The sequence below is a fragment of the Paenibacillus cymbidii genome (assembly GCF_004764705.1).
Lineage (GTDB): Bacteria > Bacillota > Bacilli > Paenibacillales > NBRC-103111 > Paenibacillus_AN > Paenibacillus_AN cymbidii.
Window position 1 is genome coordinate 99,573 of sequence record NZ_SHLX01000007.1, and the last position, 18,817, is coordinate 118,389.

The window sequence follows — 18,817 nt, forward strand, 5'->3', positions numbered from 1 at the left end:
GTCATTCCCCTGCCTTTTGGCGTTGATGCGATTGATCTTGAAACTTGTACAGAAAGCGGCGAACGAACATGCGCATCATGAGGAACGAACGCGGCGTGACGCTGATCGAAGCGCTGGCGGCGGTGGTAATATTGGGAATCGTAGTTTCGGCCTTCGCGGCCATATCCAATTACACGTTTCTGGCCGGAAATCATTCCGATAAGCAAACGAACGTGCAATCCCTCGCCAAGGAGCAGTTGGATTATGCGCGGGATTATGCGTTGCAGACGAATACGAAACCTGCTGACACCACCACCGCCGATGATTACAAAATTACCTTTCAGTTGACGGCAATGGCCAGCCCCGCTTCCTACGACCAGTCTTCGTTCCAAACGAATCATTACTCGTTGCAAGGCATGGTGTTAATCAACAAAACGCCGAAATTGCTCACGGTAACGGTATCCTGGGAAGGTGCGCCATGAGGAACGAACGCGGCATGTCGCTGGTGGAAGTGATGGCAGCCGTCGTCATCGGAGCGCTTATTATTGGCGGGGCTACCATGCTGTTGTCGTCCGTGCTCCACTTGTCGAACAGCAGCGCCCAGAGCTTCACCGACCGCGCGGCGATCAAACTGACCGAAAGCACCGTTTCCAAACAATTGTCGGAATCGACTCAGGTCGTCGCTTATACGCACAATAGCGTGGACAGGGAACTACGTTACAATAACTTCGACGGAGCGGCTACATACAAATCGCTTTACTACGACGGCACTACCAGAAGCTTGACTTTATATGACTATAGCAACGACGGAACGGCTGCCAACGACAGCGCCGACTTTCTCAACAGCTCGTATACGCCGTCAACCGCGTCAGGCCGCTATACGAATCCGATTGCGCTCGCGAGCGACGTTGCTTCCATCTCGTTCGACACCGCCAAATCTACTTCGCAGCCGGTTGGACCGACACCTTTCCCCGCTGCGGGTTCGATGCCGACAGTCAGCCGGATGCTCTATATCAAAGTGACCTTCGGCAATAAGATCGTAACCAACATGGGCGAGACCAAAGACAATCCCCAGTCGCGAATCATCGCCGTCAAACTGCTTGCCGACTGGACCGATCAATAATTCGATGCATACAAGGAGGAAATGGCCATGGCGAATCCGATACGCAACGAAAGAGGCGCTGCCGCGCTGCTTTACGTCGTGTTGATCTCCCTTGTTTTGCTGGTGGCCACGCCGGTCATTCTCTCTACCGTCTCAACCGACGCTTCGCACGGCGTCATGAACCGCAACACGCAAATGGCGGAAAATATGGCGGCGAGCGGGCTCGAGGCGTTTATTCGTTATTTGGACAAGTACAACGGAAGCAGCGACGGCCAGCGGCTGCAATATTTAAACCAATACGGCGGATTTACAAACACTCCCGTAACGTACGCCAACCCGGAAGGCGTTCCGATCTCCTATTCGTTCGTTTATAACGAAACGGGCAGCGGTACGAACATTTTTACGATTCAAAGCTCCGCGTCTGCCGGAGTGGAACCGTATAAACGCACCAAAACCATCACCTACCAGATCGACGCGAACATGCCTGTGACGACAACTTACTACGACGCGTCGAACCCGACGCCGGTCACGCAGCTGAACCAGGACGTGCTGGTCCAAGGAGATCGTTTGCCCCCTTCCGGAACGTCAACGACGCCGCGGGTTGATTTAAAGACGCCGATTCACGATGCAATCGTGTATTACCGGAATACGAATGTTCCCGTCATACCGACGATTCCTGCGATCCCGTCGTACTCGAGTTACGTATCGACGCTGGAATCAAGTTCGAATGCTGTCGTTTGCTCGTCGTGCACCCCCGCCGCTATTGATTCGATGATTACCAATCCGGCCCATATGTCCAAAAACCCGCTCGTCATTCGGATTCAAAGCGGTATGAGCTCTTACGACGGAAGCAATAATGTGCAATACAATTGGGGTTCCCCCTCGCGGCCGGTTATCCTGATCTTTGACAGCAGTGTCGAGTTGGGCGGAGCCGGAACGGTATCGCTGAACGTCACGGGAGATATCATTGTCAAGAACGGCAATTTCAGCATGAATCCGGGCAACAGCTCATCAACGGTAACGATCAACAAATCCGCCGGAAACAGCTACGGCAATCTATATGTAAGCGGCAATGTCTCTTACTCGCGCGATGCCGTGACGAATGTAGCCGGCACTCTGCAAGCGAACAATCTCACCATAAGAAGCAATGTAACGGCAGGCAACATCTACGTCAATAATGCGATTACCAACAACAGCGGCGCCGCTCGCACGCTCATCGCTTCCGGCAACATCGTGAGCGGTACTATCAATATGTACGGAACATTGCAAGCAGCCAATGTTTACACGACCGGCAGCTTTACGACCGACAACCCGTCGACAGTCAATGTGAATGGCGGCAATATGGTTGTGCAATCGTTGACCGTCAAAGGGACGAACACATCGATAAATGCGGGCGACCTTTATGCAACGACGGACATTACGATGGAAAATACGAGTTCACTGACCATAGCAGGCGTAACTCGCTCGGGGACGATTACCGTCAAAGGCACCGGATCGACATTAACTTCCGGATCCGTGTATACGACGGGACAGATGTCCATCATGAACGCCAGTACGATAAAAGCTACATCAGGCGACATCAATGTCGACAAATTTACCCTTAGCGAAAATTCGACTCTAACGGCAAAAAACTTGATCGTCAAACAAGGCTTGGAGATGTACAACGATTCCCGCTTCACACTATCGGGCAACGCGTTGCTCGGCTCCTTCACCGTGCATACGAACGGCGCTCCGGGCATTACTGCTGCCTCGGGCGACATTCTCGTCGAGGGAGATATTCGCGCCTATAATAATATTACGCTCGTTACGGGCGGTGTCGTGGCCGCAGGCGGCGATTTTAATATCAACAACGGTTACGGTACCGGCTCCAATATTCAAACCGGCGGCGGGTATACCTCGCTTCATCTTAGCGGCAGCAGCTCATCCGGCAGTTCGACAACGACCGGCGCCTGGAAACCCAAACGAACCGGTTGACTTATGGATTCAATCAAAAAGCCCCTCTTGCCTGATCTTTATGGCAAAAGGGGCTTTCCTGTCATTGTGCCGCATTCAGCTTCGTGCTCAATAGTGTCAACAGCCTCGACTGGCTATCCCTGAAAATGACCCAAGCAATGCCGTAGTCATCCATTTTGCCGCTCGTGTATGCGCTCCTCATTAGCTCTGTTGCCGCTGCCAGCTTATCCAGCAATGTATAAGCTTCCGGATCGCCAATGTTTTGTGCGATATCGCGCAATTTGCCGATTTGCTCGACCTGCTGCTTCAATTTGTCCATATCGCTTCGCTGCATGGCATCCAGCATGTCGCTCATGATACGGTTATTTTCCACAGCAATGTACTGGTAGAAGGGCTTGCGTGACGCCCCGTACAACACATCCGTCCGATTGCCCAGAAAATCGATATCCACAGTACGCGAGGACGTATCCCAATTCACTTTGGCGCCAAGCAGCTCGGACAGGCTGCGCAGCGGCACATAAACCGATCCTTCGTAAATAATCGAATCTTTGCTCAATGCAGCGGATTGACCGTTAACCGCAATGTTGATCCGATCGAAGAACACTTCGATCGTGCTGTACCTTCCTTCCGCCCAGACCACGCCGCCAACAAGCATCGAAGCGGCCGCAAGGACAGCGATCAGCCATTTCTTGCGTTTTTTCATCGCACTCACTTCCCTTTTATTGTCTCAATATCCCCTTTGCCGTTGCATCTGCTCAACTATTTTCGAATATTGCTCATCTAACGATGTAGGATCGGTGCGATTCGCCGGCTGCTCGGTCACGGGCAAGCTTGCGGACGGAGTCAGCTTGCCGGTATAAGTTTTGCTGGTAAAAACGGACAACTGAAGAATCGCCTGTATCATCATTTTGCTGCCTTCATTCTCATCAAGAATACTTTGGCCGGTTGTTCCAAAACTCCACTCCATGGTTTCGAGATAATCGGATTTCTTCATCTCCAGTGATTTGAAATTCCAATTTCGAATTTGTATCAACCGCTCATTATTGTCGATTCGATTGATAACATCCAATAACTGGTCATAGGTGCCGACAAAATCTACGGTCAGTTTCGTTTCTTCCAACCCTTCGGCCGTTTGCGAAGTTCCGCCAGTACCAGATGTCGATGCATTTGGTGTCGGAGTCGGTGACGGTGTGGGAGTTGCTGCTCCCGATTGCGCATTTGCCGCTTTCATTATGGTTTCTTCCAGGTTGCTGGTATCATTACTCGAATTCTCGTTGCTGAAGGCAAGGGTCCGTAGAATAACGCCGGATCGTTGAAAGAACGATTGCAAATCAAGCAACAGTTTGGCATTTTCATCTGTAATCGGCACTTTCTTCAACAGGTTGCCGATTTCGGTATCCGACGCTTTGATCGGAATCGGTTTCGCCGACAATTCATTCTTCTGCGTCTCCAACTGATCTACCTGTTTGTCAAGCTTTACTTGCGCAATCAGCTTCGGACTTAACACGGCGAAAGCAAACAGTAGATTCAACCCCAAACCTACCAAAGCAACCATCGCGACGACTGTCGCCGGCTTGCGAATCCATCCGATGATAGTTTGCTGTATATTCATTTTTTCGCCCCCACCTGATCGTTCTTCAGCGGCTGCAACAGCAATTGCAATTGAGCTTGAATGATGGGAACAGCCTCCGGTGTGTTTAAATTGCCTCCATTGTTTTGAACTGGCTCTGTTGAGGCTGACGACTTCGGCTTCACTGTGCTTGTGCTTCTCGGTGTTTGAAATGCTGGTTGTGGCGTAGGTTTCGGCAACTGCTGGGCTTCATATTTTTGCTTCGCTTCCAGCCATTCCTGCTGTGAAATAACACTTTGTCCGTTAAAACCATCTCCGTTGCTCGGCTTTGGCGTAGGCGAGCTGGTAGTTACGATTTTATTGCCTTTCATGTAGCTATCCAGCTCCTTCAGCAACCTCTCGCTCTCCATTTCTGTGCCGGATTGGTTAACCTGCTGATCGGACGAGTTGCTGACTTGAGCATTCGGTATTGGGGTTGGAGTCGGTGAAACGATCCGAAATGTAGAAGCTTCTTCTTGGGCAATTTCTTCGTCAGAGACTGCATCTTCGGATGCAGCCAATTGATCTTCCTCCAGATCTTCCCCTCCAGGGTTGGAAAGATATTGCGCTTTGACAAACATCGATTGAATCGACTGCACTGTAATGGATTTGAACAAACCGGAATTTTCCAACGATGTCATATATGCAGCCAGTTCCTGGATGGATGAGCTCTGCAGCTTCAATACAATCGTATCCTCTTTGGCATCGTAATCGTATAAGCGAGTCGCCACCGGCATCTTCGAAGTGATCGTATTAATGACTGGCAACCAATCGCGCCGGCGCTTTTGCAGGTTGGAAACCGCCTGCTGCAACCGAGTATAATCTTGCGTCGTGGCGTCGATTTGTTGTGCCTTTTTCAGGTTGGCAATTGACGTTTGCAACGATTGGATTTGATTCTGGCTCCGTTCGCCGGCAGAATTCGCATGAAAATACGCGTACGACAACAACAGGATGCCGCCGACGGTCGCCATGACGATCAACGCCAGCAGCGGAATCAGCCATTTTTGGACGAAGGGGATCCGGGGAAGTAAGTTGATCGCTCTCATCGTTCGTTCCCCCGTAAGCCAAGCCCGATCGGTACGGCGATCCGGGCGACCAATGCATCCGGTTCGCTTGACTCCATGTCGATCGAATAAGAAAACAGCACCTGAATCGGAACGTTCAGCCGCTCCTTGAAATAATCGACAATATCATGCAAGCGTTCGACATCGCCGGAAACGATAAGCTTCGCAAATTCATGCGTTCGATTGTTAAGTGAATAGCGGTAAAAATTCATTAGCCGCTCCACTTCATGCGCCAAATCGGCGCAAATATTGCGAAACTCCGATAGCCCGTCCGCTGGGTCGGCAAATTCGGCAAACAACTGATCCGCTTCCGATTGAGGAGCGTGCGGCTTCGTTTGCATCGTAAACGATACCGGGACGTTGCGCGTAATTTTTAACTGTTGGTCGTGGAAAATGCTCAAATCGGACGAAGCTTCGTTAATGTCGAGTATTAGGAATGTCTGCCCTTCCTGAACCATGTCCAGTTGGGAAACGAGCCTGTGCAGCGACAAGGCTTTAAACTCGATGGAAAAAGGAGTCAAACCGGCCGCTTCGGCGATTTCGACATACGATTCGATCAACTCGAGCGGAGCCGCAACGAGCAGCACGTCGCACAAGGCTTGTTCCGGCTGCGGGTTGCCATCGGATTCGAACGAAGAGAACATGGTGTCGGCGGCGCTTGTGCCGCCTGCTTCCGTCGCCGCAGCCGCTTCCGTCATCGCTTGCTGCGTCGCTTTCGTCGTTTTGGGGCGTTTCTTCATTTTGACGACAGTTTGGCTTTGTTCGCCTGCTGCGCCATTTAGCTTAATAAAGTCGTAATAAGGCCGGTCGAATGGAAGATGAATGTTATGCTGCAGCTCGAAAGCAATGACGCGTTTCAAGTCTTTCTCCGGAATATCCGGCAAACGCAGGAAGCGGACCATAATCGATTGGCTGGGCAATACCAAATGAGTGCGTTTCGTACGGGTAAGCCGTCGCTGCGTGAAGCTGCGCACGATCTGTACAAGCGGCAGCGCGTGTTTGATTTTGCCGTCTTCGACCGTTTCCGGAGGAATCGGCTCAACGGCGTGGGAGAGCAGCTTGATCTTGTTATCTTTATGAATGACGATCTCGGCGAGTTTTACGCTGTGATCGGTAATTTCCAACCCTATGCTTGCTTTTGCGGAACTAAACAAACGAAGCAATCCGATCCAACCTCCTATTGAGCGGCATCATTCGTGGAAGCTGAAGCAAGCGTTAGCGTGCCGATCAACCTTCAGGAACCAACCATGTCCATACGGCATGAAGCCATTCGTCTCCCCATCCGTAGGCCAGAATAGCCGCCGCTGCGATGAACGGGCCGAATGCAATCGGTTGGCCGCGTTTAAAGCGGCTTGTCGCAAGCAGCGTCAATCCGTACAATAAACCAATCATACAAGCGAGATACAACGTAAGCAAGGTCATCTTGATGCCAAGCAGGAGGCCAAGAAATGCGAACAGTTTGATGTCCCCGCCCCCCATGCCTTCCCGCCCGAGCAAAGCGACACTCCCCCAGGCGATGGCGTACAGCAAGGCACAACCGATCAGCGAAGCCGCCACGTAGTTCCAGAGCGGCAGCGGGTGAATGAACACGCGAAGCAGCAATCCGGCCATGTAACCGAACAGGAGCACACGGTCGGGAATGATCATGTAGCGCAAATCGGAAAGCGTAATGGCTACCAGAATCGAAACAAGCAGCAGTGCCGGCAGCAATTCGGCCGAAACGCCAATTTGCCAGGCCATAAACGCAAACAACAGCGCGGTCGCCGCTTCCCCTGCCGGGTATTGCGGCGAAATCGCGCCGTGGCAGTAGCGGCATCGCCCACGTAGCAGCAGCCAGCTCAGAACCGGCACGAGATCCAGCGGGCCGAGCCGATGCTTGCAATGCATGCAATGCGAAGGCGGAAACGCAATCGACTCGCGCTTTGGCACACGAATCGCAACCACGTTCAGAAAGCTGCCGATCAGGAGGCCGAAGATAGCGACAACCGCGACCAGGATCGTCTGATGCTCTTCCAGTATCGTCTTAAGTTGCGTCATCGGGGCCTCCTTTGGCGAATGCATTTATGAAGAGTAAAGAAAGGTAACTCGTCGAGTTACCTTTCGACTTCTGGCTGCATGAAAGTAATAATCAGAACATTACGGGGTAGGATGATTAATCGTATAAGTAAAGACGCCACCTGTTTGACCTACTACAAGAGTAAAAACATTTCCGTCGGAGGCAGTAGGCGCTTCATTCAAATATCCTCCAGCTACCAGCGCTGCAATATTTATCGTATTCAGAGCTGCATTCGGATTATCCATTTGAAACCGTTGAGCTGCTTCACGAATTACTTTTTCACTAGTATCATCCGAATTCGTCCTCGCCCGATCAAACCCATTCACAACCGCCGCTCCTGCTACCGCAGCCAATATGCCAAGAATAACGACGACAGCCATCAACTCGATCAGCGTCATCCCTTTTTGATTTTTGGCCAGCTTCATCCGTTTGTTCATAAGTGCGCGAACCATGTTTCATTTCCCCTCTCCACGCTGTGGAATGATTTATGTTTTAACAATGTTAAAACCGCAAATTAGTGCAAATTCTCCATTAGCTTAAACGACGGCAGCATAACGGCCAGTACGATCATGCCGACGATGACGGCCAGAATCAGGATCATGATCGGCTCCAGCATCGCCTTCAGCCGGTCGGCCATCGCGTCCACTTCCGCTTCGTAAAACTCCGCCACCTTCGCCAGCATCGTGTCCAGCGCGCCGGTGCGTTCGCCTACCGCAATCATCTGCACGACCATCGGCGGAAACAGCCACGAGCCTTTCAGCGGGTCGGCAATCGAGCTGCCGCCGCTTACTCCTTCCCGCGCCTTCAGAATCAGCTTGGCGATGACGTCGTTCCCCACAACCGACGATACGACGGTGAGCATCTGCATCATTGGTACGGCCGCCGCAAACAACGAGCAAAACGTACGGCTGAACCGCGACAGCGCCTGCTTCTGCCATAACACGCCGAATACCGGCAGCTTCAGCTTGAAATAGTCGAGCGCATAGCGCCCTTTCTCCGACCGGCCGATCAAAAACCAGGCCACCGGCGGTGCTGCCAACAACGGCGGAATAAAAAACCAGTTCCCCTTCATCCAGTCGCTGATTGCAATGACGATTCGCGTCGGCAGCGGCAACTCCAGCCCCATCTGGGCGAAATTGCCGACCAGCCTCGGCACGACGAACGTCATCAGAATGATGACGACAATGACCGTTACGATCGACATGATAGCCGGATACACCATCGCCGATTTGACTTTCTCCTTCGTGTACAGTTCCTTCTCGAAGTAGATCGCCAGTCGGTCAAGCATCTCGTCCAGGTTGCCGCTCGCTTCTCCGGCGCGGACCATGTTGACGAAGATGTTGGAAAATACGGTCGGGTACTTGCTGCAAGCAAGCGAAAACTGCGTGCCTGACTGCATTTCGCCGGCAATGTGAAGCAGTATTTTGCGAAAAGGTTTGCTCTCCGCCTGCTGCCCCAGCACGCGCACCGCTTCGACCATGTTGATGCCCGCCTTGTACAGCGTCGACAGCTGCCGGCAGAACACGGTGAAATGCTGCGTCTTGACTTTCGGCCCGCCAAACGACAAGTCCTTGTACAGGATGCTGTTGCCTTGATCGAACAGCTTCAGAATCCACAGACCTTTGCCCTTCAGCTCGTCCATCGCCGACTGGAACGACTGTGCTTCCAGCGCGCCTCTGCTGTACCGGCCGTAATCGTCGACCGCCTCGTAGCGAAATTTCGCCATCCCCATCCACTCCAAACGTCGTCAGCCGAGCTGTCATGATGCCTGACCCATGCGCCTGCCGCCAGACGTCCGCCCGAGAGCGCGATCTTTAGGACGGCTGCAGCTCGGAGAAACCGAACATCGCTTCCTTGGCCGACTCGACGGTAATCGCGCGCCGCTGCAGCAGCTCCCGTAACGCGTTGTCCATCGTAATCATGCCTTGCGCCTTGCCCGTCTGCATGACGGAACGAATCTGATGCACCTTCTCCGACCGAATCAGGTTGGCGACCGCCGGCGTGTTCACCAGCACTTCGATCGCCGCGACGCGCCCTTGCCCGTCCGCCGTCGGCAGCAGGCGCTGCGCCATGACGCCGAGCAGCACCGAAGCGAGCTGCACGCGAATTTGCTGCTGCGCGTCTGGCGGGAATACGTCGATCACCCGGTCGATCGTTTGCGGCGCATCCGCCGTATGCAGCGTGCCGAACACGAGGTGGCCGGTTTCGGCGGCGGTAATGGCGATGCTAATTGTTTCAAGATCGCGCATTTCGCCGACGAGAATGACATCCGGATCTTGCCTGAGCGCCGCTCTCAGGCCGGTTGCGAACGAATCGGTGTCGACGCCGATTTCGCGTTGATTGACAATGCAGGAACGATGCTTGTGCACGAATTCGATCGGATCTTCGAGCGTCATGATATGATCGCTTCGCGTCCGGTTTATGTAGTCGATTATGGCGGCCAAGGTCGTCGATTTGCCGCTGCCGGTCGGTCCGGTTACAAGCAGCAGCCCTTGCGGCTTCTTGGCGAATTCCTCGGCGATCGGAGGCAAACCGAGCGATTCGAAGGCGGGAATTTTCGTCGGAATGAGACGAATCGTCAGGCTTGCGTTGCCTTTCTGCTTGTAGGCGTTAATGCGGAACCGGGAAACGTTCTCGATGCCGTAGGAGAAGTCGAGATCGCCTTTCTCCATGAACGTTTCGTACTGATCGGCATCCATCAGTTCCTTCGCCATGTCGAGCGTGTCGGCCGGCGTCAATACGGGTCCGCCTGCCGGCTGCAAGCTGCCGTTAATCCGAAACATCGCGGGCGAATGGACGGTAATATGAATATCCGATGCCCGCTTCTCAAACGCCACATGCATGAGATCCTTCAGCCCCAATGCATCTCCTCCTCGCCATCCGTCTGTCTCTCTTTATATAAAAGGCTACCCGTAACCATAGTAGTCCTTTATACCTATTCATAGTACATGCGTATCATTAGTTATGTCAACTAACTTGACTAAGATTTTAGACAATCTTTACATTTCTCATTCGTCTCTCATTCGTCTCCGCCGCTGCCGAGCACGCGGTAAATTTCGCTGATCGTCGTCAGCCCGGCAGCCGCTTTCTCGAGCCCGTCCTGCATGATCGGGACCAAGCCTTTCTCGCTGGCGTAGGCGAAATATTCATTGTCCGGCCGCTTGTTCAGCACCATCGACCGCAGCGTCGAATCGGCTTCCATGATTTCATGGATCGCGAGGCGGCCCCGGTATCCCGTCCTGCCGCAATGCTCGCAGCCGGTTCCGTAACGCAGCTTGTGCACCGGCAGCCGGTTCCGCGCAAGCAGCGCCGCTTCGTCTTCGGTTGGCGTGTACTCCCGGGCGCAGTGGGTACATACCCGGCGAACAAGCCGCTGCGCGACGACACAGGTGAGCGCCGAGGCGATAAGAAACGGTTCGACTCCCATATCGATCAGCCGCGTTATCGAGTTGACAGCGCTGTTGCTGTGCAGCGTGCTGAGCACGAGATGGCCCGTCATGGCGGCGCGTACGGCGATTTCCGCCGTTTCCACGTCGCGAATTTCGCCGACCATTACAATATTCGGATCTTGTCGCAAAATCGCCCGGAGTCCACGGGCAAACGTCAGCCCGGTCACCGGATTGACCTGCATCTGGTTGATTCCTTGCAGTTGGTACTCGACCGGATCTTCAACAGTGATGATGTTGACGTCTTCCTTGTTCAGCTGCGACAAGGCGGAATAGAGCGTTGTCGTTTTGCCGCTGCCGGTCGGGCCGGTAATGAACACGATGCCGTGCGAATGGCCGATGCCGCGCATCATCAGCTCGTAATTGTGCGGCGACAGCCCCAGTTGGTCGATGGCTGTAAGCGAGTTGCCGAGGTCGAGCACGCGCATGACGATTTTTTCGCCGTGAATCGTCGGCAGCGTCGAAATCCGGATATCGACTTTGCGGAACTCGATATCCATCTCCAGCCTGCCGTCCTGCGGCAGCCGCCGCTCGGCGACGTTCAGGTTGCCCATGATTTTCACCCGGGCGACGATGACGCTCTGCATATGGGCCGGCAGCGTCCGCTCTGTGCGCATGATGCCGTCGACGCGATAGCGGATGCGCAGGCTGTCTTCCTGCGGATCGATATGGATGTCGCTTGCGCCGATTTGTACGGCTTGAATAATGATCTGGTTGACCGTACGAACGACAGGCGAATCGTCTTCGGCGACCGGCTTCTCTTCTTCCTGCGGCTGCAAATTGCGGTTGATTTGCTCGATCGATTCCTGCAGGCCGTAATACCGCTTGATCGCCCGCGTCAGCTCGTCCTTGGAAGCGATGACGGGCTCGATGCGCAGCCCCGTTGCCATCCGCAGCTCGTCAATGGCAAAATAGTCTAGCGGATCGGACATCGCCAGCACGAGCTTGTTGCCTTCCAGCTTGATCGGCAGCACTTGGTGCTGTTCGGCCAGCTTCTGCGGAATCATGTTGATCACTTTCGTTTCGATCGTCTGCTTGTACAGCTGAACATGCGGAATGCCGAGCTGAAATTCGAGCACCTCGATCATTTGCTGTTCTGTTATGTAATGCCGCGTAATGAGCAATTCGCCCAAGCGCAGCTTCAATTCCTTCTGTTCGCGCAGCGCATTCTGCAGCTGCTCTTCCGAAATAAGGCCGGCCTCGAGCAGCAAATCGCCGATCCGTTTCCGTGGCGCCATCGTCTTTCCCCCTGCGTTTTTGCACATAGTTCTTTGGAACTATTTTATCACAGCGTTCCTTCGATGTAAAACTAGTCCATTAGAACCATGATTAAAAATCGCCATTCGACAGCCTTTGACATCATTTTATTGCCGTGGTGCAATCAGCGTCAAATGGTAATGTATACCACAGCTTCCCCTTGACCAAAAGCGCCATTTCCACTAAAGTAGAACATACGCTCGCCTATCCTAAACCCTACTTTTTTTAAAGGAGCGCACATGAACCGATTCCGCATTCCCGTCGGCGCTTACACCGCCTTGCTTCGCCGCTATTTGCTCGAACAGCGCAAACGCGTGCTCCTGCTTCTCCTGCTGCTGTGCGCCGGTATCGGCCTGCAGCTTGTCAATCCGCAAATCATCCGCTACTTTATCGATCGCGCGCAAGCCGGCGACGATAGCCGCGGACTGCTGATCGCAGCCGGATTTTTCATCGGCGTGTCCCTGCTCGCGCAAGCGCTGGCCGTGTGCAGCTCCTACCTGGGGGAAACGATCGGCTGGACGGCGACGAACCTGCTGCGCGGCGACGTTGCGGTCCATGCGCTCAAGCTGGACATGTCGTTCCACAAGTCGCATACGACCGGCGCCATCATCGAGCGGGTGGATGGCGATATCAACAATCTGGCCAACTTTTTCTCCAATTTCGTCGTTACCTTGCTCAGCAACCTGCTGCTCGTTGTCGGCATCCTGGTCCTCCTCTTCCGGGAAGGCTGGATGGTTGGCAGCGTCATGCTGTTGTTCGTTGTGTTTGCGCTGCTGTCCATTCGTTATGTCAGACGCTTCGCCGTGCCGTATTGGGGACGCATGCGCCAGATGAGCAGCGACTTCTACGGCTTCCTTGGCGAGCATCTGGAAGGCACCGAGGATACGCGCGCCAACGGCGCCAGCGGCTTCGTGATGCGGCGCTACTTCGAGCTGCTGCGCCGGTGGCTGCCGCTGCGCATCCGCGCGTTCCTCGGCTGGGCGTCGATGTGGATCACGACGATTGTCGTGTTCGCCATCGGCAATGCCGCCGCTTTCGCCGTCACCGCCTATTCGTGGCGCCACGGCATGATGTCGCTCGGCACGGTGTATATGATTTTTTACTACACGGAATTGATGGCCAAGCCAATCGAAAAAATCCGCACACAAATGGAAGATTTGCAAAAAGCGGACGCCAGCATCGCACGCGTGCGCGAGCTGCTCGACACGCGCTCCGCTATCGCCGACGGCCCCGGAGCCACGCTTCCTGACGGAGCGCTCTCCGTCGCTTTCGAACATGTCCGTTTCGGTTACGAAGCGGACGGCGATACGCTGCGCGGCATCGACTTCCGGCTGCCGCGAGGCGGCGTGCTCGGCTTGCTCGGCCGCACCGGCAGCGGCAAAACGACGCTTGCTCGCCTGCTGCTTCGCTTCTACGACGTATCGGACGGCCGCATCTTGCTGGAAGGCGTCGACATTCGCACCCCGAAGCTGGAACAGGTGCGCCATAAAGTCGGCATGGTAACGCAAACGGTCGAGCTGTTCCAAGGAACGCTGCGCGACAATTTGACCTTCTACGACGACCGCATTCCCGACGACCGCATTCGCGACTTGCTCGGCGAGCTTGGACTCGGCGACTGGCTGCGCTCGCTGCCGGGAGGGCTCGAGACGCCGCTCGAATCCGGCGGCGGCGGGCTGTCCGCAGGAGAAGCGCAATTGATCTCGTTTGCCCGCGTGTTTCTCACCGATCCGGGTCTCGTGATCCTCGACGAAGCTTCCTCGCGGCTCGATCCCGCCACGGAACGCAAAATCGAAGCGGCGATCACGAAGCTGCTGCAAGGACGCACTTGCATCATTATCGCGCACCGGCTGGCGACGATCGAACGCGCGGACGCCATCCTCATCCTCGATGAAGGCGAGATCGCCGAATTCGGACCGCGCCGGGAACTGGCCGCGAACCCGGCGTCGCGTTACAGCCGCATGCTGCATACGGGAATGGAGGAGCTGCTGCGATGAGCACGTTCACTTATTTATGGCGATTGATGCTTAACCGCCCTGCCCTTTATTGGCTGAACGCCCTCGCCTGGACGCTGATTTATTTGGCCCCGGTCGCTTCCGGCCTCATCACGAAGCAATTTTTCGATCTGCTTGGCGGCACCTCGCCCTACAAGCTTGGCGTCGGCGCGTTGATCGCCCTGCTGCTTGCAGCCGCATTCGCCCGCTGCGTGCTGATCGTGTTCGGCTTCATCACCGACGTCAACTTCCGTTTCCGCATCAGCGGCCTGATCCGGCGCAATTTGCTGCATCATATATTGACCAAGCCGGGGGCCAGAGCCATTCCCGTTTCGCCGGGCGAAGCGATCAGCAACTTCCGCGACGACATCGAGCTGACGGAAGAAGCGATAAGCTGGTCGGTTGACGCCTTCGGCATGACGGTGTTCGCCGCCGTGACGTTCTGGATCTTGTTCCATATCCATGCCGGCATGGCGCTTACCGTCTTTCTTCCGCTTGTCGCGGTCGTCGCCATCGCCCAAATGTCGACGACGCTGCTGCAGCGATACCGCGCCGCCAGCCGCGAAGCGACATCGAAGGTGACCGGCGCCATCAGCGAAATGTTCGGCGCCGTGCAGTCCATTCAGGTGGCCGGCGCCGAAGACCGAGTCATCGCCCGCTTCCGCAAGCTGAATGACGCGAGACGGCACGCGGTAGTGAAAGACACGTTGTTGTCGCAGCTGCTCGACTCGATCTTTTCGAATGCGGTCAACATCGGCACCGGCTTCATCCTGCTCGTTGCGGCCGGAGCGATGCGCAGCGGCACGTTTACGGTTGGCGACTTCGCCTTGTTCGTGTACTATTTGACGTTCGTCACCCAATTCATCCAAAACTTCGGCACGTTCCTGAAGCACTACAAGCAAACCGAAATTGCCAAGACGCGGCTGCTGTCGCTTATGCAGGGCGCGGAGCCCGAACAGTTGACGAAGGCTCATCCGCTATACCTGCGCGGCACGCTGCCGTCTTTTGCCCCTGCCGATCCGTCCGGAATCGAGCCGCTGCGTTTCGTTGAAGCGCGAGGGCTCGGCTTCCGTTATCCGGAAACCGGACGCGGCATCGCCGGCATCAACCTCCGGCTTGCGGCCGGCTCCTTCACCGTCATCACCGGCCGCATCGGCTCTGGCAAAACGACGCTTGTGCGCACCCTGCTCGGCCTGCTGCCGAAAGACGCCGGCACGATCGCCTGGAACGGCGCCGCCGTGGACGACCCCGGCAATTTCTTCGTCCCGCCGCGAAGCGCGTATACGCCCCAGGTGCCGCGCCTTTACAGCGACTCGCTGCAGGAGAACATTCTCCTCGGGCTGGACGTGCCGCAGGAGCGGCTGCAACGCGCCATCCATGCCGCCGTGCTCGAGCCGGATATCGCCGCGCTGCCGCAAGGCCTCGGCACCGTCATCGGCCCGCGCGGCGTACGGCTGTCGGGCGGACAGGCGCAGCGCACGGCGGCGGCGCGCATGTTCGTCCGCGATGCGCAACTGCTCGTCTTCGACGACTTATCGAGCGCGCTCGACGTCGAAACGGAGAAGCTGCTGTGGGAACGACTCGGCCGCACGCGGCAAGCCGCCTGTCTTGTCGTTTCGCACCGCAAGGCGGCGCTGGCGATGGCCGATCATATCGTCGTGCTGAAGGAAGGTGCGATCGAAGCGGAAGGCACGCTGGAGCATTTGCTCGCGAACAGCGAAGAAATGCGTCGCCTGTGGAATCGCGACGAATCGTAAAGCTACAGAAAAAAACCGCCAACTGCACGGGAGGTAGTTGGCGGAAATCGGACCGTCGCATGCGGCGCATGCGATAGCCGAGGCAAGTGCACGATTTTGATTATATCGGACACTTCTGAACAAAAACTGAACCATTTCGACACGGTTCGGATTATTTTGCAAATAGCCCGTCCCTCTCGTTATTTCCCCAGCCACCAGTACACCGGCATTAATGCGAGCGAAACGAACATTCCGGCCAACCCCATAGCCATTCCGGAGACGCCCCCCTGCAGCTCCGAATCGCGAATCAAACGAGCCGTGCCGATACCGTGCGAGGCGGTGCCAACGGCGACGCCGACCGCCACGTCGCTGCGCACGCCGCACAGGCGCAGCAGCTCCGGCCCGGCCATGCTGCCGATCAAACCGGTTAGTGTCGTCAGCACGGCGGATAGCTCGGGAATGCCGCCCAACCGGCGAGTCAATTCTATGGCGATCGGCGTCGTCACCGACTTCGGGACCATGGTGAGCAGCAGCTCTTGCGAGCCGCCGAGCAGCCAGACAAGTGCCGCAGAAGCCAACATCGCCGCAATCGAGCCGGTCGTCAACCCGCCGAGAATAGCGACGAGCTGGCGGCGTATCAACGCGGCGTTTTTGTACAGCGGAACGCCGAGCGCAACCGTGGCGGGGCCAAGCAGCAGCACAAGCGCGTCGCCGCCTTTGCGGTAATCTTCATACGGGATGCCGGTAACGAGCAGGAGCGCGATCAAGCTGCCGGCGGTGACGAACAGCGGATGCAGGAATCGCCAGCGCGCATACAGCCACTGGGCGCAGCTGTAAACAAGCACTGTGATTGCAATGCCGAACAGCGGCTGGTCAGTGACGCCTTCAATGGTCATGACTGCGCTCCTTTCTGCGGTTAAGCAGGGTGGTGACCCAACCGGCGACAAGCAGCGAAACGACTGTGCTGGCGACAAGACTGACCAGTAGCGGCAGCGCGTTGCGGCCGATGAGCGGCAGGAAGGCGATCGTCCCGACAACAATCGGCGCAAAAAACAACAGCAGATGGCGCAGCAGCCAAGCGGCCGACGACTCCACCCATTCCACTTTCACCACACGCAAAAAAAGCGCTGCCGTAAACAGCGCAAGTCCGATCACATTGCCCGGCAGCGGAACGCCAGCTTTCTCAATCCACACGCCGGCAATATTGAAGCCAAGCAGAATCGCCATTCCCCTCATTTACATTCTCCCTCTCCCGCTCGCAAAAAAAGAACACCCGCAAGTGTTCTTGTCCATATCCCCCGAAGAACCATCCATCGGCAACGTTACGCTTGTTCCGCCGCCGTCCCTTCGGCAGACGCCGCATCGCTCGTCAGCGTCAAATTCGCGCCAAGTTGGCGGAACATGCCGATAACGTTCTCGTTGCCGCGTTCGATATGCTCGACGCCGGCAATTCTCGTAACTCCTTCCGCCATCAATCCGGCCACAATCAGACACATGCCCGCACGAACGTCGGATGCGTGCACGTAAGCGCCGTGCAGCTTGGCCGCTCCGTCGATGTAGGCGGCGCCACCGCGAACGCGAATGCTCGCTCCCATGCGCACCAACTGCGGCACGTGGTTGAACCGGTGCGGATACACTTTATCCGCAATAATGCTGCGCCCTTGCGCCCTGAGCAGCAGAGGCGTAAGCGGCTGTTGCAGATCGGTTGCGAACAGCGGATACATGCCGGTGCGCACTCGAACCGCCCGCAGCGGCATATCACCGTAAGCGGTGATGCTGCTGTCGCGCACATCGAGCTCGAGGCCGGTTTCTTTCAATTTGGCCAGGCACGAACCGAGATGCTCCGGAATGATATCGTCGACCGTAATGGTTCCTCGGGTTGCGCCGGCCGCCATCAGGAAGGCGCCGGCGATGAGCCGGTCGGGAATGACATTATAGCTGCATCCGCGCAGCTGTTTGACGCCTTGAATGCGAATTTGCTCCGTGCCGGCGCCGGACACTTTGGCCCCCATCAAATTCAGCAGGTTGGCCGTATCGACCACTTCCGGATCGCGAGCGGCATTGCGCAGCTCGGTGACGCCTTCTGCAAGCGCGGCAAGCAGCATCGCATTAATGGTTGCTCCCGAAGTAATCGTATCGAAATAGATGACGGCGCCCTTCAGCCGGGATGCCTTCACCACATAGTGGCGATCGTAAAAGTCGACCGTAGCGCCAAGCGACCTCAGCACCTTCACATGCTGGTCGATCGGCCGCGAGACGAAATCGTCGCCGCCCGGAAACCCGATCGAAACGGTGCCGCGTTTGGCCAACAGCGCCCCGACAAAATAATACGAAGCCCGGTAAGCGGACGTCAGCTGCGGGTTCAATTCGCCGGAATGAAGGTCGCTTGCGTCAATGGTCACATGACCTTCCTCGTCGCGAACGATCCGAATGCCGATTTCGGCGGCAATCGTTTCGATCACGCGGAAGTCGAGAATGTTCGGCAGCCCTTTGAGCACTACCGGCTCTTCCGCCATACTGGCGGCTGCAATAAGGGCGAGCGAGCTGTTTTTGGAACCTGGTATGCGAACGGTGCCCGCTAGCGGACCCGACGAGTTCACTTCAATGAATTTCATTGTGCGGTT

General features: G+C 55.8%; 17 protein-coding genes. 5 read left to right on the plus strand and 12 right to left on the minus strand.

All coding sequences use genetic code 11. From position 1 onward, the window contains the following. Positions 1-77: 77 nt before the first annotated feature. The 3 genes from EXY20_RS11570 to EXY20_RS11580 are packed head-to-tail and all read left to right on the plus strand — an operon-like array spanning position 78 to position 3,055. Positions 78-461: a type IV pilus modification PilV family protein gene (locus tag EXY20_RS11570; RefSeq protein WP_268966296.1), complete on the plus strand. Its 384-nt coding sequence runs from the start codon at positions 78-80 to the stop codon at positions 459-461. Further along, positions 458-1,102 (plus strand): PulJ/GspJ family protein, encoded by a 645-nt coding sequence (locus EXY20_RS11575; RefSeq protein WP_135551037.1) that lies wholly within the window; start codon positions 458-460, stop codon positions 1,100-1,102. The genes EXY20_RS11570 and EXY20_RS11575 overlap by 4 nt, the downstream gene beginning before the upstream one ends. 27 nt (positions 1,103-1,129) lie before the next feature. Then, a complete protein-coding gene (locus EXY20_RS11580; protein ID WP_135551039.1) occupies positions 1,130-3,055 on the plus strand; it encodes an autotransporter outer membrane beta-barrel domain-containing protein in 1,926 nt (641 codons plus the stop codon). Positions 3,056-3,116: 61 nt separating this feature from the next. On the opposite strand, the gene EXY20_RS11585 is transcribed toward EXY20_RS11580, so the two are convergent. The 9 genes from EXY20_RS11585 to EXY20_RS11625 form a co-directional block, all read right to left on the minus strand. After that, positions 3,117-3,737: a copper amine oxidase N-terminal domain-containing protein gene (locus EXY20_RS11585; protein ID WP_135551041.1), complete on the minus strand. Its 621-nt coding sequence runs from the start codon at positions 3,735-3,737 to the stop codon at positions 3,117-3,119. Between the two features lie 24 nt (positions 3,738-3,761). Further along, positions 3,762-4,646 (minus strand): hypothetical protein, encoded by an 885-nt coding sequence (locus EXY20_RS11590; RefSeq protein WP_135551043.1) that lies wholly within the window; start codon positions 4,644-4,646, stop codon positions 3,762-3,764. Then, a complete protein-coding gene (locus tag EXY20_RS11595) occupies positions 4,643-5,689 on the minus strand; it encodes a PilN domain-containing protein (RefSeq protein ID WP_135551045.1) in 1,047 nt (348 codons plus the stop codon). The genes EXY20_RS11590 and EXY20_RS11595 overlap by 4 nt, the downstream gene beginning before the upstream one ends. Next, on the minus strand, positions 5,686-6,870 hold the full coding sequence (gene pilM, locus EXY20_RS11600; protein WP_135551047.1) for a type IV pilus biogenesis protein PilM: 1,185 nt from the start codon (positions 6,868-6,870) through the stop codon (positions 5,686-5,688). The genes EXY20_RS11595 and pilM overlap by 4 nt, the downstream gene beginning before the upstream one ends. Before the next feature lie 64 nt (positions 6,871-6,934). Continuing rightward, positions 6,935-7,744: a prepilin peptidase gene (locus EXY20_RS11605; RefSeq protein ID WP_135551049.1), complete on the minus strand. Its 810-nt coding sequence runs from the start codon at positions 7,742-7,744 to the stop codon at positions 6,935-6,937. Positions 7,745-7,843: 99 nt separating this feature from the next. Next, positions 7,844-8,215, minus strand: a complete 372-nt coding sequence (locus EXY20_RS11610) for a competence type IV pilus major pilin ComGC (protein WP_135551052.1) — start codon at positions 8,213-8,215, stop codon at positions 7,844-7,846. A gap of 62 nt (positions 8,216-8,277) precedes the next feature. Then, positions 8,278-9,489 (minus strand): type II secretion system F family protein, encoded by a 1,212-nt coding sequence (locus EXY20_RS11615; protein ID WP_135551054.1) that lies wholly within the window; start codon positions 9,487-9,489, stop codon positions 8,278-8,280. A gap of 88 nt (positions 9,490-9,577) precedes the next feature. Further along, positions 9,578-10,606, minus strand: a complete 1,029-nt coding sequence (locus EXY20_RS11620; protein WP_135551375.1) for a type IV pilus twitching motility protein PilT — start codon at positions 10,604-10,606, stop codon at positions 9,578-9,580. Between the two features lie 176 nt (positions 10,607-10,782). Beyond that, the gene (locus EXY20_RS11625; protein ID WP_135551057.1) at positions 10,783-12,447 is read right to left on the minus strand and encodes a GspE/PulE family protein; all 1,665 of its coding nucleotides are present in this window, start codon (positions 12,445-12,447) and stop codon (positions 10,783-10,785) included. 258 nt (positions 12,448-12,705) lie between these two features. On the opposite strand from EXY20_RS11625, the gene EXY20_RS11630 reads away from it, so the two are divergent. Together EXY20_RS11630 and EXY20_RS11635 are read left to right on the plus strand one after the other, a co-directional pair. After that, positions 12,706-14,460, plus strand: a complete 1,755-nt coding sequence (locus tag EXY20_RS11630; protein ID WP_135551059.1) for an ABC transporter ATP-binding protein — start codon at positions 12,706-12,708, stop codon at positions 14,458-14,460. Next, positions 14,457-16,214 (plus strand): ABC transporter ATP-binding protein, encoded by a 1,758-nt coding sequence (locus EXY20_RS11635; protein ID WP_135551062.1) that lies wholly within the window; start codon positions 14,457-14,459, stop codon positions 16,212-16,214. Before EXY20_RS11630 ends, EXY20_RS11635 begins: the two co-directional genes overlap by 4 nt. Before the next feature lie 179 nt (positions 16,215-16,393). Here the strand turns inward: EXY20_RS11635 and EXY20_RS11640 are convergent, their stop codons facing one another. The 3 genes from EXY20_RS11640 to murA all read right to left on the minus strand — a co-directional run bounded on the left by EXY20_RS11640 (position 16,394) and on the right by murA (position 18,808). Further along, positions 16,394-17,089, minus strand: coding sequence for an LrgB family protein (locus EXY20_RS11640; protein WP_135551064.1), 696 nt, complete (start codon positions 17,087-17,089; stop codon positions 16,394-16,396). Further along, complete coding sequence (locus EXY20_RS11645; RefSeq protein ID WP_135551066.1) at positions 17,079-17,429, minus strand: CidA/LrgA family protein; 351 nt, start codon at positions 17,427-17,429, stop codon at positions 17,079-17,081. Before EXY20_RS11645 ends, EXY20_RS11640 begins: the two co-directional genes overlap by 11 nt. Positions 17,430-17,515: 86 nt before the next feature. Next, a complete protein-coding gene (gene murA / locus EXY20_RS11650) occupies positions 17,516-18,808 on the minus strand; it encodes a UDP-N-acetylglucosamine 1-carboxyvinyltransferase (RefSeq protein ID WP_135551068.1) in 1,293 nt (430 codons plus the stop codon). Positions 18,809-18,817: the final 9 nt, after the last annotated feature.

What these genes read in the sequence shown, in the direction of transcription:
- EXY20_RS11570 (WP_268966296.1), top strand. Translation starts at nt 78, where the DNA reads ATGAGGAACGAACGCGGCGTGACGCTGATCGAAGCGCTGGCGGCGGTG.
- EXY20_RS11575 (WP_135551037.1), top strand. Translation starts at nt 458, where the DNA reads ATGAGGAACGAACGCGGCATGTCGCTGGTGGAAGTGATGGCAGCCGTC.
- EXY20_RS11580 (WP_135551039.1), top strand. Translation starts at nt 1,130, where the DNA reads ATGGCGAATCCGATACGCAACGAAAGAGGCGCTGCCGCGCTGCTTTAC.
- EXY20_RS11585 (WP_135551041.1), bottom strand. Translation starts at nt 3,737, where the DNA reads ATGAAAAAACGCAAGAAATGGCTGATCGCTGTCCTTGCGGCCGCTTCG.
- EXY20_RS11590 (WP_135551043.1), bottom strand. Translation starts at nt 4,646, where the DNA reads ATGAATATACAGCAAACTATCATCGGATGGATTCGCAAGCCGGCGACA.
- EXY20_RS11595 (WP_135551045.1), bottom strand. Translation starts at nt 5,689, where the DNA reads ATGAGAGCGATCAACTTACTTCCCCGGATCCCCTTCGTCCAAAAATGG.
- EXY20_RS11605 (WP_135551049.1), bottom strand. Translation starts at nt 7,744, where the DNA reads ATGACGCAACTTAAGACGATACTGGAAGAGCATCAGACGATCCTGGTC.
- EXY20_RS11610 (WP_135551052.1), bottom strand. Translation starts at nt 8,215, where the DNA reads ATGGTTCGCGCACTTATGAACAAACGGATGAAGCTGGCCAAAAATCAA.
- EXY20_RS11615 (WP_135551054.1), bottom strand. Translation starts at nt 9,489, where the DNA reads ATGGCGAAATTTCGCTACGAGGCGGTCGACGATTACGGCCGGTACAGC.
- EXY20_RS11620 (WP_135551375.1), bottom strand. Translation starts at nt 10,606, where the DNA reads ATGCATGTGGCGTTTGAGAAGCGGGCATCGGATATTCATATTACCGTC.
- EXY20_RS11625 (WP_135551057.1), bottom strand. Translation starts at nt 12,447, where the DNA reads ATGGCGCCACGGAAACGGATCGGCGATTTGCTGCTCGAGGCCGGCCTT.
- EXY20_RS11630 (WP_135551059.1), top strand. Translation starts at nt 12,706, where the DNA reads ATGAACCGATTCCGCATTCCCGTCGGCGCTTACACCGCCTTGCTTCGC.
- EXY20_RS11635 (WP_135551062.1), top strand. Translation starts at nt 14,457, where the DNA reads ATGAGCACGTTCACTTATTTATGGCGATTGATGCTTAACCGCCCTGCC.
- EXY20_RS11640 (WP_135551064.1), bottom strand. Translation starts at nt 17,089, where the DNA reads ATGACCATTGAAGGCGTCACTGACCAGCCGCTGTTCGGCATTGCAATC.
- EXY20_RS11645 (WP_135551066.1), bottom strand. Translation starts at nt 17,429, where the DNA reads ATGAGGGGAATGGCGATTCTGCTTGGCTTCAATATTGCCGGCGTGTGG.
- murA (WP_135551068.1), bottom strand. Translation starts at nt 18,808, where the DNA reads ATGAAATTCATTGAAGTGAACTCGTCGGGTCCGCTAGCGGGCACCGTT.